This is a genomic window from Candidatus Nitrosopumilus sp. bin_6a, assembly GCF_054095695.1.
The window spans coordinates 126,206-138,592 of record NZ_JBSWSR010000002.1 but is presented as its reverse complement, the minus strand read 5'-3'; the positions used below and the strand labels follow the sequence as shown (position 1 = coordinate 138,592).

Sequence of the window (12,387 nt, the reverse complement as noted above, 5' to 3'; positions counted from 1 at the left end):
CATTTTTAAAATTAGATTTGTTTTTTTTAGTATGAAATTAAAATTATTGATGATATTTTTGTTAATCATACCTAGCTTGGCTGGAATTGCTCATGGGCATACTATTGATTCTGTAGGCGAATATAGAGTAGAAATTGGATGGATGAATGAACCTGTTGTATCTGGAGAAACCAATGCAATTGAATTTTATGTTAGCCCGTTAATTCCATGTCCTGATATTCCTAAACCAATCAAATGTGCAGAGTCTCAAGAATTTCAAAATGGAATTTCTGATTTAAACAAAACAATCAAAATGAAATTGATCTATAAAGATCAAAGTATTACACTTCCTCTTTCTCCTGATCATGATATTCCAGGAAAATATTATGCATTTGTAAATCCAACTGTTTCTGGATTTTATCAAGCAAATATTTTAGGAACAATAATAGATACTACAATTAGCTTGTCAATGCATCCACCAAAAGTTGCAGAACGTTCATACATTGAATTTCCTGAACCATCAGATATTACAATAACACAAATGATTGATGGACATACTGCATTGATTGAAGATGTAAGTGATCTTAAAGAAACAGTAAGTAATCTAAAAGAGATACAATCAGATAATGTAGGATATACAGGTATTGGAGTTGGACTGATTGGAATTGCAATTGCGATTATAGCATTTGTAAAGTCTAACAAAACTAATTAGAATTTGATATTTCATTTAGATTTGAATCTAGAATTTTTAGAAATTTTATAGAAAATAACTCCAATTCCTATGATTGTAATTCCTACAAGCACAACCTCAATTTCAAATTGAAATCCCATATAGACTGAAATTCCTAATCCAAATAAAGGAAGAATTGGAAATTTTCCAATATTAATTGGAACTCTGAATTTTCGCTCAATGTCAGGTTCTGTATAACGTAAAACAATCACTGCCAAATTTACTGCAGCAAATGTAATTACAATTGCAAAAACTGTTATGTTTGCAACAATTACAATATCTCCAACTGATGAAAAAGCAATTGATGTTATTAGAATTACAATCACTGCTATCCAAGGTGTTTTTGTTTTAAAATGAACTCTTTCTAGAATTGCAGGAAATACTTTTTCTTTTGCCATTCCATAAAAAATCCTAGAACCTGCTACAAGTGTAATCAAAACTGTATTGGTAATGGCAAAAAGTGCAATTGATGAAAGCAAAATATGCGCTTCTGATCCTAATCCTCTTTCTGCGACTAATGCCATAGGTGCTGCTGATGTTGCAAGTTCTTCCCAATTAACAACTCGAACTACAGCTAATGAAACTAGTACATACAAAACACCTGATATTATAACTGATAGAATAATTGCTCTAGGAAGTGTTTTCCTAGGTTTTTTTACTTCCTCTGCAATATTTGCCATGTCTTCAAATCCAATAAATGCAAAAAATATCAACACAAATGCAATAACAATTCCAGATAATCCCGTTGGACTTGCAGTATAATCTACAGGTTCGGGGCTAGCAAATGTAAAACCTATTACAATAATTAGTATCAATCCAGCGGCTTCAATAATTGTAAAAATTGTATTAGTCCATGATGATTCTCTTATCCCTACAAAATTTACTATTGATAGGATACATAACAAACCAATAGCTGAAATAATTATAGGAATGTTTACAAATTCTGCAAAATATCCCCCAAATCCTAATGCAACTGTAGCAGCCGTGATTATAGATGTAATTGCTGTTAACCAACCTATGAGAAAAGCAAAAAAATTATTTTTAAAAGCATTCTTTATGAAAACATATTCTGCAGCTGCTTTTGGAAATACTGATGATAACTCTGCATAACTAAATCCTGCAAATAATGCGACAATAGATCCTAACACAAACGCAAGCCATACAGAATCACCTGCAAAACCTGCAGCTTCCCCAATTAGAACATAAATTCCGGCACCAAGAATTAATCCAGTTCCATACATAGTGAGTTGAAAAAGACCCATGTGGCGCTTTAATTCAGACATATACCATCAACCTGTAACCAAGAAATTTAATCCAAATCCTATCAAATATGCAACAATTGCAGCAATTCCACCAATAATTAGTGTATTAACTCCTGAGCGTATCATTGATTTTTTTACAATTTTTCCTTTAATCATTCCAACAAGAAAGAACGCAAAACATACAGATACAATAGAATAAACAAAAGCCTCAGAATTTAATTCAATTCCAACAATCATGAAAATCATAAACGGAATCAATGGAATTAATCCTACAAGATTGAAACCAACAAATGTGCTGACAGAACTATCTAATGGATTTTTTTCATTCTCCATCAATCCTAATTCTTCTTTCATCATTGTATCCACCCATACTTTTCTTCTTGATGTTATAATTCGCACAACATCTTCTAACAATTGATCCTTGAAACCTTTTTTTCTATAAATTTCTCTGATTTCTTCAATTTCTTGTTCTTCTAAATTATCAATCTCCCATTCTTCCTGTTTTCTTTTCATTTCCATAAACTCATTTCGTGCTTTTGATGCTTGATAATTTGAGGCAGCCATAGAAAGCCCATCTGCAAACAAATTTGCAAAACCCAAAATTAAGATAATTGTTGCAGGTAACGAAGCACCCATTACTCCTGCAACAATAGCAAAAGTTGTGACAGCACCGTCTATAGAACCATAAATAAAATCATCAAAATGCCATTTCATTATATCACAATGATTTTCTGTTTGTTGTTTTAATGTATTTAGAATTATAATTTTGCAATTGCCCTCGTAATATCCGTCTTGCTAATTATTCCTGTAATTGATTCATTACCATCTAGTACCACTAAACCACTAACATTGTTTTGTAAAATTAGATTGCATGCATCTATCAAACTTTGATTGAATTTTATAGCAATCAATCCTTCAGTCATAACTTCTCTTGCTAATGAGATATTTCCAAATCCTTCTTTTGAAAGAAATCCTTTTCTAATTTGATCTGATATCCCATATCCCAGGTCATCTTTCTCATCTCCAAGCTCAATTGCAATTCTAAACAGATCTCTAAATGAAATAATTCCGACTGGTTCTTCATTTTGATTTTTTACAACAAGTCTGGAGATTTTCTTTTCTAGCATTTTTCGTACAACTTTGTATAATGGTGCAGCTGTATGAGTAAATTCATAATCACGAGTCATAAAATCTACAACTTTTTTTCCATCTGTAATGTTTTCAGCATAATAACTAACAAGATCACTTTTTGTGAAAATTCTTTTCACTTCATCCTTTTCACCAATAGCTAATGAACTAATACCTTTTTCAATCATTATTTTTGCAGAGTTTTCAGGAGTAATTTCTTGATTTACAAATTCTATCGGTTTCATTATTTTTGTTATAGGAATTTCATCTAATCCTTGTCTTGTATTCTCTGAAAATAAAAATAATCCAATATCTTTTTCAGTAATTATTCCAATATGCTTTCCATTTTCTACAACAACTAATCTACTAATTTTTGTGTTTAATAGCATTCTAATAGCATCTGAAATTGTTGATTTCTTCATAATGGAAATAGGTTTTTTTGAAAATTTGTTAATTGACAATTGTCTATTTTTCAGATTTTTTCTATAAAAATTAGAGTTATAATTTCCAACTTTGATTGCAATTTAGTTTTCAATTTTGGAAATTAATAGTCATTTTATATTAGAATAACTGTAATTTTTGTACATGGCTAAATTTAAAAAAATTCTTGTTCCGCTTGATGGTTCTGCAAATGCTACTCGTGGTTTAGATAGAGCAATTGAGATTGCTAAAGGTACTGGTGCTGAAATTACTGGATTTTATGTATTCCATTTGCCTTTAGCTGCAGGAATAAAATATACAGCAAAAATGAAAGAAGATGCACAAAGAAAAGCTGTCAAAGCTATTGGCCCTGCCATGAACAAAGCACAAAAAGCTGGTGCAATTTTCAAATACAAAACAAGTGGAGGAAATACTGGTTCTGAAATTGTCAAATTTGCTAAAAATGGAAAATTTGACATGATTGTAATAGGTGCAAGAGGATTAGGAGGTGCAAAAGAAGCATTTCTTGGCAGTACATCCAACTATGTAATGCACAAAACCAATATTCCAGTTTTAGTAGTGAAATAGTGTAATCTCACTATCATATTTTTCAATATCACTGATATTTTATGTGTGACAACGTAAAAGTATAAGACTTTGAAAAAATAATTTTGGTATAGTATATGGTTGAAAATAATTATGATATTCTAGGAATTGTAGAAGGTTCAACAGAAAAAGAAATTCGAGATGCTTTTAGAAGATTAGCTCTCCAATTTCACTCAGATCGTGGAGGTGAAAATGAACAATTTATCAAAATCAAACAAGCATACGATGATCTAAAAATTGGAAAAAAATATCCAGAAACTGATCATGAAAAATTAAAAAATTCCAAAGTATATTCTGAAGATTCTGAGGCTGATGTTAGGAGAAAAAATCAGATTTTAGGCCAAGAATTATCTAAAGAAATGAAAACTGCTGAAGATTGGGCTTCATCTCTAAATAACACAAACACTACAGGAATTAGATTATTTGGTTCAAAAACTCTTGGAGAAATTGAACTAGAAAGAAAAGCAACTGGCGCATTATCGATTAAAGGAAATTTTATGGCTGGAAAATTTACTTATGATGGTCCTATTATAATGCAAGGAAGTATTACTAGTCCATCATGGACACAAGAATATCAAACAAACATTCGAGTAACTAATGGAGATTTTAAATTTGTAAACCCGTTAGAAAATAAATACAAAATTGATAACGGTGCTAAAATCATTGTCCACAATGGTGATGTTATAGTCGGAAATGTTTATGGTAGAAAATTTAGAGTTGAAGATCCTATACGTGTAGGAGTTTTCCAAATTCAAGAACATAGAACTCAAATCTCAGCTCCTAAAGGAAAAATTATTGCAGAAAATCTTGTTAACACAGTATCAGTTGAAGCAGATTCAGTCATTGTTTTGAATGTAGAAGATGATGTAATAATCTCTGCAAGAGAGGTTTTATTTTATGGTGGAAAACTCACTTATGATTCTGTAATTGAACTAAAAAAAGATGGAATAATCAGATTTTTTGAAAATTTTTCTATTCAGGGTTTAAGCGGTGATGCGATTATCAAACTTGAAAATGGTAAAAAAATTAGATTGTTTGATCTAAAAACTAAAAAAATCAAAGACTTGGCAGATGAATTTGTACCAAATAAAGAAAATTACAACAAAGATGCTACAATGGTTGGACATGGATTTACCATTACATATGAAATGCTAGATAATCTATCTCTGAAACCTGCAAAACAAAAACAGGGATGGGGATCAAAATTTGGTTTTTTTAAAAAATAATATCTCCTAAAATCACTTTTTAGGCGTAAAAATGACCATTTCTCATAAATAAGCCTCTTTTTTGAAAATAATAATGAAAAAGATAGAGGCTGTAATCAAACGAAGAAATTTTCCTACAATTAAAGCAGATTTGAACATACTTGGAACATACATTATTGATAAACGAAACTTAGATGACAGTCAAATCTATGACGAATCACAAGGTTCTCGTGCGGGGGCAACTGGATTAAAGTCAGTACCTCTTGCAAAAATCGAAATGGTGGTTTCTGACAAAGATGCTAGAAAAGTAGTTGAAATGATTTCAAAAAATTCTGGTTTACCATCATTTCATGGAGGAAAAATCTTTGTTTCTGAAATGGAAGAAGTTGTAGACATGGAAACTCTTGATGCACAACAAGATCTTGAAATTACTACACAGCCAAGAACAGAATCAAAAACAGAAAGAAAAACACTATCTAAACGAAGTAGATTTGTTCCTTTACAAAAATTTACATTAAACAAATTACAAATCATTTATGAAGAAAATAAAGAAACACTTCATGATGATTACAGAATAAAATCATTTAGTGACTTTGTAAACTATTGTATCATGAAATCATTACCAACTCTAGAAAAGCAACTAAAGAATCCTACAATGATATATGAAAATAATTTTGGCGATTATTAATTATACAAAAATATAATCATTGAAAAGATATAATCCAATTAATGTCATTCCGATAGCTGCCAATGCCAGTTTAGCGATAAAAATTTTGGATACTTTCATACAACTAAACCCACAACTAGTGGTACAATAATTATTCCTGACATGACAATAATCTTAAGAAAATCATTACGACTTAGTGGTTTCATCTCTTCTCTATGAAACAATTTGTTCTTACGAAGAGAGTCGATTTTCATATCTTTAGATTGTTTTATCCCCTTCTTCACCTGTAGCAATATCTACTGCACGTAATATTTGTGAGACAAAGATTTTACCAACTCTTCCATGTTCTTTAATGATGTTTATGACTTCGTCTTCTTTTGCTTCTGAAATTATGGCTTCTAATCTGTATTTATCACTGAATTGTGGCACGAAAATTTCACTTCCCTTTGAGGCGTGAATTTCAGGACCTGGTTTCTTTCCCCTTCCTCTTACTTTGGAGATAGTTAGACCACCAATGCCAATTTGTTTTAATCCTTCACTAATTGCCATTACGTCATTTTCTCCTAGAATTACTTCTATTTTGAGCATTTAGATATTGTATGACAATTTACACAAATATAATTTCTGATTTTGATAATCAAATGATAATCATTTGATAATCAAATTTAGACATTGTTATTAATTTAAAATTAAATTTTTTATCATGGTACTGGATTCTGGAGATACAGCATGGATGCTTGTCGCTGGTAGTCTCGTACTTTTAATGATCCCTGCATTAGGCCTCTTTGAATCTGGCCTTTTGAGAAAGAAGAATGCAGCATCAATTTTTATGCAGATCTTCTTTGGTTTGGCACTTTTGAGTGTCATGTGGTTTGTATTTGGATTTAGTTTATCCTTTGGTGAATCCACCATGGGTGTTATTGGTAACAATGAATGGGTATTCCTTAAAGGAGTTCCATCTGATGCTCCACTGGAACAATATGCCCCAACAATTCCAGGTGTGTTATTTGTCAAATTCCAATTGATGTTTGCAGCAATTACTCCGCTTTTGCTAACAGGAACAATTGCTGAAAGAATGAAATTCAGCTCATTTATCATATTCATCGCTGCATGGTCAATGCTGATCTATTATCCTCTTGTACACTGGGTATGGGGTGGCGGTTGGTTAGCACAATTAGGTGTTGTTGACTTTGCTGGTGGTATTGTAATTCACACAAGTGTCGGTATGGCAGCACTTGCTGCAGCAATAGTACTTGGTAAAAGAAGAAATTATGGTCCTGCCATTATGATTCCTCACAGTATTCCACTTGCTGTTCTAGGTTCTTCATTATTGTGGCTTGGATGGTTTGGATTTAATGCTGGTAGTGCTCTATCCGCATCTGGTGGTGTTGCAGGTAATACTGTAATTGTAACTCACATGGCCTCTTCTGTTTCTGCTTTAATTTGGGCTGGTCTTTCTTGGATTAGAACTGGAAAACCATCTGTTGTAGCAACAATTAATGGTGCAATTGCAGGTTTAGCAGGTATTACTCCAGCATCTGGATTCGTTAGTGCTGAACACGCATTTGTCATAGGAATTGCAATAGGTGTAATCTCATACTCTGGTGTGGTATTATTCAAAGAAAAATTAAAGATTGATGATGCACTTGATGTAAGCTCTGTTCACGGAGTTGCTGGTATTGTTGGTGCATTAGCTATAGGAATTTTTGCAAGTACCGCAATTAATCCTGGAGGCGTTGATGGTTTACTCTTTGGAAATCCTGATCAACTCTGGATTCAAGCAGTAGGTGTTGCTGTGGCAGCTGCAATGGGCTTTGGTGGAACTTGGATAATTTTACAAATACTTAAGCATCTTATTGGAATTAGGGTCTCACCTGAAGTGGAAGATATTGGATTGGATATTAGCGAACATGCTGAATCTGCATATTCTGATGAGGAGGAATTCTTGTTAGGCATGGATGAATATACAGATGATTTGCAGGAAAAGGATGAAATACTATTCAAGAAGAAATCCACTAGCGGTAAAAAATGACAGTCAATTATGACCAATTAACAAAACAAGTCCTTGAATTAGATAATAAAGTAAGATTTGCAGGTGTTGCAAATAGTAAAGGTGAAATGATTGCTGGTGGGCAAAAAGATAGTGTTGAAAAGATTTTAGACGGTGATAATGTCAAAATGTCAATTCATTATGCATTACAGAAGCGGGATCTTTACACCAATTTAGCATACAAAATTGGTTCAGAATTATCATCAATAACAGAATACGAAAAAGTTACAATGATTAGTATTCCAATAAATTCCAACGACTTGTTTATGATAAGTACAGAACCAAGAGCAGATTATTTGAAAATTATTGATTTTGTTCATTCAGAACTTAATTCTCAAAAATAACTGCTGTAGGCATAATTTCCTAAGAAGAGTTGATATTCACATAAAATCAAATTAGAATAAAAATGTCAATCAAATTCAATCTTGGAAAAAAACTCGTTTTACTTGTAATGTTAGTTACAATTATTGCATTAGGAATTACATCATACATGAGCATTGATTATGCATCTGAAACTCTCAAAGAAAGAGGTGGAGAATTACTAATTGGAGAATCTTCTATTAGAGGAGAATCTCTAAGATTATCTTTTGAATCAAGAATTGAACAAAATAATATTCTTGCAAGCGATCCTATGATCCAATCACTAGTTTTAGAAATGAACAAAATTCCAAATAACAAATTAAAAGAATATCAAGAGAATAATCGTAGAGACTTTTTAATTCAGGTTCAAGCATTTCAGGAATTAATTGGTTTTTCAATTGGATTTGAAGATACAAAAATAATTGGTAATAACGGCAAAGTCTTCTTTTCTCTTAGCGGTAATGCAGATGAAGATTATATTCAAAATGAATTATTTCAAAAAGGTCTAAAAAAATCGTTTATTGTATTTGAACCAACAGAATCTGGTAAAAGATTGGTTGTTGTTTCTCAAATATTTGCAGATGACAGTAAAAAAGGAGATGAATCAATTGGAGTAATTATTTCAAAAACTAGAACTACATCAATTGACAATATTTTGCTTAACAGAAGTGGACTGGGTGAAACTGGCGAAGTTTACATTGTAAATGGTGACTATCTGATGCTATCTGAATCTAGATTCTTTGAAAATGCAGTGTTTAATCAAAAAGTAGACACAATTGGTGTACAGAAATGTTTCAATGAAAAAGAAAACCATGTAGGATTCTATCCAGATTATAGGAATGTTCCAATATATGGTGCATCTAACTGTATGCCTGAACTTGGAATTGTTTTACTTGCAGAAATTGATGAAAAAGAACTCGTTGAACCAATCAAAATTTTACAAACTAGAATTTTCCTAACCAGTTTACTCATAACAATGTTAATGGGATTACTTGCATACTTTGCTGCAGAATCATTATCACATCCATTAAAAGCCCTCAAAAACGCTGCAAACAAAATTGCAAATGGTAAGTTTGATGTAAGAACAAATATCACAACTGGTGATGAAATTGGTGAATTATCTCGTGCGTTTGATTCAATGGCACAAAAACTAGAAGAGTCATTAATTGAAATCAAAGAGAAAGAAGAAGTTATCAAGCAACTTGAGGGAGGTATGCTTCTAAAGTTTTCTCAACATGAGGAAAATGATTGTGTGGGTGTAATTGACATGAGTGATTCCACTAGAATATCATCTAAACTTTCAGACAGTGATGTTAGTAAAATGTATGAAATCTTTCTAAATTTTATGGCTAAAATTATTCTCAAATACAATGGTGAAGTTGTAAAAAATATTGGAGATGCATTGATGTTCAGATTTGCAAATATTGATCCCAAGGATTCTGCAGCAATGAAGAATGTAGTAGAATGTTGTTTTTCTATGATTGAATCTCATGCTGAACTAAAAAAAGAACTTAATGCAGAAAATATAGATGCGTTAGATTACAAAATTAGTGCAACATATGGTTCTGTTAAGGTAGCTGAAAGTACAACCTCGAAAATTTCAGACATTTTTGGCCCTACAGTTAATAGATGTTTTAAAATTAATTCATTTTGTCCAAAAAATAGTATAGTAGTTGACAATAACATGTATGAAAGTCTAAAAGACTGTAAAGAATACGAATTTATGCAATTCTGTTCAATTGAAATCAAACAAAAATACGGTTATAGTATTTTTGAAATTAAAAGAAAAGAATCCAAAACATGATTAACAAATCTAGGTTTGTGCCTAAATTAGATTCGTTAAAAGAATGATTCTTTATGATGAAAATAACATCAAGTATTTAATTAACACAGTAACGTCTTTAGAATATGAAATTTTTCATACTGTGTACAATATTTACAATTTTAGCGTCTTCATCATTTGCTTATGCTGATGAATATATCATTGATATTCCACACGGAGCATATAATCCTGAACTAAATACTCCTGCAGAGGTATGGTATGATCCACCTCAATTGTTTGTAACTGTTGGAGATACTATTACATGGTATAATGATGACAAAGAGGGTCACACAGTTACAAGCGGTGAGGGTTCTGGTAGGTTTGGTTGGATGAGTGATAACTTTGGAAAAGCAAATGGAATTTTTGACAGTGGTAGATTTATGCCAGGAGAATCTTGGTCATACAAATTTGAGGAATCTGGAACATTTTCTTATTATTGTACAATTCATCCATGGATGGAGGGAATTGTAATTGTTGAAAAACTTATTCCTGATTATCCACATGATGCAACTGGTAAAAAATTAGAATTCCCATTATTACAGTATACCCCAGATAGAAGTATAGAAGTAAATCTGGCATGGGATCCGCCTGTAATTAAAACTCATGAAAAAATTCAATTTGTCTATCAATTCTATGATCCACAAACAAATTCAAATTTAGCTGAAATGAAATATGATTTTATCATTTTTCAAAATGGACAAGAAATTTTTCGTGATGGGGGTCTGAGTCAAATTGGTGGAGATTACCGCAATTTTGTTTTTAGCGATTCTGGATCAATTATAATAAGAATAGAAGGAATTCAATCACCTTCAATTTTTGCTGAGGAAAGTGTTACTGTTTTTGGTGATGTACAAACTAAAGAACAACGTTCTGTTGATTTTACTAGTGCAGTTTATGATAATCCTGAAAAAACATCTCATGAAACTTATCATATAAAACCCGCCCAAAGACTAACAACTTATTACGAATTAATGTTGTTCATCATTTTGATTCCTGGCATAATGTTCATCATTGCATTGCTTTGGTTAAAACAAAAACCAAAAATCCCTGATGAAAAACCTGGTGCTATTAAAATCTAAAATAATAAAAAGAAATTAAAAATTGATTGAACTAATCTAATCGATTAATTCAGTCCAACCTTTGACGAAGACTGAGTTCTTGTAGAGTGGAACTGGTTGTCCAACAGTAAAGTCCATTGGTCTCATCCAGAAGATTGCTTTTGTTGGGCATACACCGATGCATGCACCATCAGAAATACATCTTTCTGGGTAAAAGACAAATGCTTTACCTCTCTTCCAGCCTTCAACTGGTTTTACTCTAAGGACATCTGGTCCAAGTGTGGTACAGATTTCTACACATAGTGCACATCCGATACACATTTGTTCGCTGATGTCTGGAATAATTCCTACTGGCATAACAAAATTAATTCTTGATTTGGCATTAATATAATTTGCCTAAAATTATGGTCTTATAACGGCGTTTGATAATTTATAACGACGTTTTAAAATTGATCGCTCTCAAAATCAAATATTCTCTTGCTTTATAATGAATTTCCTTGAATCAGCATCTGTTTTCTCTAAAGTGGTAATTACCAAATCATTTTGGATTTTTTTCAGAAAATAAACTCCAGTATTTTCTGATGTAATGATATGTTTTCCTCCTGGAGATAGTACCCACTCATCGTCTTTTTTTCTTGCCATACCAGTAATAATTACAGATGATTTAGTTTGATTTCCAATAGATGATAACAACATAATACAGGAATTAATCAATCTTGCAGACTCTAATTCATCAAACAGATTGTAAACCCCATTAAAAGAGTCAATAATTATTAAAAATCGCTCTTTTGATACTTTGGAAATAATATCAGTTAATCTTTTTTTCCAATCTAATTTATCAGGACAAAAAATCATAACATTTTCTTTTTTTTGAATCATTCCCGATTGTACATATCCTGTATAAAGTAAATCCATATCCACAATAATTATAGAATTCTCAACAGTGTTGATCAATCTATTAAGAAATTCAGTTTTATGAAAAGGCTTTGAGCATAATATGATATTGGGATTTTTTTGTTCAAATTCAATTTGAATTTTTATCATATCATCTACAGACAGCTCAGGATTTTTATCCAACACTGCTTTAGGAGTTTACAGAT

General features: G+C 31.7%; 14 protein-coding genes. 8 read left to right on the top strand and 6 right to left on the bottom strand.

The features are described 5' to 3' along the window. The first annotated feature begins 31 nt into the window (after positions 1 to 31). Positions 32 to 691 carry a hypothetical protein gene (locus ACW9XA_RS03405; RefSeq protein WP_457763000.1) on the top strand — a complete coding sequence of 220 codons (660 nt, stop codon included), beginning with the start codon at positions 32 to 34 and terminating at the stop codon, positions 689 to 691. Between the two features lie 11 nt (positions 692 to 702). On the opposite strand, the gene ACW9XA_RS03400 is transcribed toward ACW9XA_RS03405, so the two are convergent. Genes ACW9XA_RS03400 through ACW9XA_RS03390 form a run of 3 tightly spaced genes read right to left on the bottom strand, consistent with a single transcriptional unit; the run spans position 703 to position 3,560 of the window. After that, positions 703 to 1,992 carry an APC family permease gene (locus tag ACW9XA_RS03400; RefSeq protein WP_457762999.1) on the bottom strand — a complete coding sequence of 430 codons (1,290 nt, stop codon included), beginning with the start codon at positions 1,990 to 1,992 and terminating at the stop codon, positions 703 to 705. A 6-nt stretch (positions 1,993 to 1,998) separates the two neighbouring features. After that, positions 1,999 to 2,685: a VIT1/CCC1 transporter family protein gene (locus tag ACW9XA_RS03395; protein ID WP_457762998.1), complete on the bottom strand. Its 687-nt coding sequence runs from the start codon at positions 2,683 to 2,685 to the stop codon at positions 1,999 to 2,001. Between the two features lie 44 nt (positions 2,686 to 2,729). After that, positions 2,730 to 3,560, bottom strand: coding sequence for a CBS domain-containing protein (locus ACW9XA_RS03390; RefSeq protein ID WP_457762997.1), 831 nt, complete (start codon positions 3,558 to 3,560; stop codon positions 2,730 to 2,732). 124 nt (positions 3,561 to 3,684) lie between these two features. Between ACW9XA_RS03390 and ACW9XA_RS03385 the strand changes: the two genes are divergently transcribed. From ACW9XA_RS03385 to ACW9XA_RS03375, 3 genes are all read left to right on the top strand, one after another. Beyond that, positions 3,685 to 4,107: a universal stress protein gene (locus tag ACW9XA_RS03385; protein WP_457762996.1), complete on the top strand. Its 423-nt coding sequence runs from the start codon at positions 3,685 to 3,687 to the stop codon at positions 4,105 to 4,107. 95 nt (positions 4,108 to 4,202) lie between these two features. Next, positions 4,203 to 5,351 carry a J domain-containing protein gene (locus ACW9XA_RS03380; protein WP_457762995.1) on the top strand — a complete coding sequence of 383 codons (1,149 nt, stop codon included), beginning with the start codon at positions 4,203 to 4,205 and terminating at the stop codon, positions 5,349 to 5,351. Positions 5,352 to 5,424: 73 nt separating this feature from the next. Beyond that, a complete protein-coding gene (locus tag ACW9XA_RS03375) occupies positions 5,425 to 6,018 on the top strand; it encodes a P-II family nitrogen regulator (RefSeq protein ID WP_457762994.1) in 594 nt (197 codons plus the stop codon). A 237-nt stretch (positions 6,019 to 6,255) separates the two neighbouring features. Here the strand turns inward: ACW9XA_RS03375 and ACW9XA_RS03370 are convergent, their stop codons facing one another. Further along, positions 6,256 to 6,585 (bottom strand): P-II family nitrogen regulator, encoded by a 330-nt coding sequence (locus ACW9XA_RS03370; protein WP_457762993.1) that lies wholly within the window; start codon positions 6,583 to 6,585, stop codon positions 6,256 to 6,258. Between the two features lie 115 nt (positions 6,586 to 6,700). Between ACW9XA_RS03370 and ACW9XA_RS03365 the strand changes: the two genes are divergently transcribed. From ACW9XA_RS03365 to ACW9XA_RS03350, 4 genes are all read left to right on the top strand, one after another. Continuing rightward, positions 6,701 to 8,029 carry an ammonium transporter gene (locus tag ACW9XA_RS03365; protein ID WP_457762992.1) on the top strand — a complete coding sequence of 443 codons (1,329 nt, stop codon included), beginning with the start codon at positions 6,701 to 6,703 and terminating at the stop codon, positions 8,027 to 8,029. Continuing rightward, positions 8,026 to 8,391, top strand: coding sequence for a DUF6659 family protein (locus ACW9XA_RS03360; RefSeq protein ID WP_457762991.1), 366 nt, complete (start codon positions 8,026 to 8,028; stop codon positions 8,389 to 8,391). The genes ACW9XA_RS03365 and ACW9XA_RS03360 overlap by 4 nt, the downstream gene beginning before the upstream one ends. 62 nt (positions 8,392 to 8,453) lie before the next feature. Beyond that, positions 8,454 to 10,211, top strand: a complete 1,758-nt coding sequence (locus ACW9XA_RS03355) for a cache domain-containing protein (RefSeq protein WP_457762990.1) — start codon at positions 8,454 to 8,456, stop codon at positions 10,209 to 10,211. Between the two features lie 104 nt (positions 10,212 to 10,315). After that, entirely contained in the window at positions 10,316 to 11,308 is a 993-nt protein-coding gene (locus ACW9XA_RS03350) for a cupredoxin domain-containing protein (RefSeq protein ID WP_457762989.1), read from the top strand. 36 nt (positions 11,309 to 11,344) lie between these two features. On the opposite strand, the gene ACW9XA_RS03345 is transcribed toward ACW9XA_RS03350, so the two are convergent. After that, positions 11,345 to 11,644: an ATP-binding protein gene (locus ACW9XA_RS03345; RefSeq protein ID WP_007402606.1), complete on the bottom strand. Its 300-nt coding sequence runs from the start codon at positions 11,642 to 11,644 to the stop codon at positions 11,345 to 11,347. Positions 11,645 to 11,752: 108 nt separating this feature from the next. Next, complete coding sequence (locus ACW9XA_RS03340; RefSeq protein ID WP_457762988.1) at positions 11,753 to 12,367, bottom strand: hypothetical protein; 615 nt, start codon at positions 12,365 to 12,367, stop codon at positions 11,753 to 11,755. Positions 12,368 to 12,387: the final 20 nt, after the last annotated feature.

Excerpts from the sequence above, each read along its gene's own strand:
- ACW9XA_RS03345 (WP_007402606.1), bottom strand. The coding sequence starts at position 11,644 with ATGCCAGTAGGAATTATTCCAGACATCAGCGAACAAATGTGTATCGGA.
- ACW9XA_RS03370 (WP_457762993.1), bottom strand. The coding sequence starts at position 6,585 with ATGCTCAAAATAGAAGTAATTCTAGGAGAAAATGACGTAATGGCAATT.
- ACW9XA_RS03355 (WP_457762990.1), top strand. The coding sequence starts at position 8,454 with ATGTCAATCAAATTCAATCTTGGAAAAAAACTCGTTTTACTTGTAATG.
- ACW9XA_RS03375 (WP_457762994.1), top strand. The coding sequence starts at position 5,425 with ATGAAAAAGATAGAGGCTGTAATCAAACGAAGAAATTTTCCTACAATT.
- ACW9XA_RS03400 (WP_457762999.1), bottom strand. The coding sequence starts at position 1,992 with ATGTCTGAATTAAAGCGCCACATGGGTCTTTTTCAACTCACTATGTAT.
- ACW9XA_RS03365 (WP_457762992.1), top strand. The coding sequence starts at position 6,701 with ATGGTACTGGATTCTGGAGATACAGCATGGATGCTTGTCGCTGGTAGT.
- ACW9XA_RS03350 (WP_457762989.1), top strand. The coding sequence starts at position 10,316 with ATGAAATTTTTCATACTGTGTACAATATTTACAATTTTAGCGTCTTCA.
- ACW9XA_RS03395 (WP_457762998.1), bottom strand. The coding sequence starts at position 2,685 with ATGAAATGGCATTTTGATGATTTTATTTATGGTTCTATAGACGGTGCT.
- ACW9XA_RS03360 (WP_457762991.1), top strand. The coding sequence starts at position 8,026 with ATGACAGTCAATTATGACCAATTAACAAAACAAGTCCTTGAATTAGAT.
- ACW9XA_RS03380 (WP_457762995.1), top strand. The coding sequence starts at position 4,203 with ATGGTTGAAAATAATTATGATATTCTAGGAATTGTAGAAGGTTCAACA.
- ACW9XA_RS03385 (WP_457762996.1), top strand. The coding sequence starts at position 3,685 with ATGGCTAAATTTAAAAAAATTCTTGTTCCGCTTGATGGTTCTGCAAAT.
- ACW9XA_RS03405 (WP_457763000.1), top strand. The coding sequence starts at position 32 with ATGAAATTAAAATTATTGATGATATTTTTGTTAATCATACCTAGCTTG.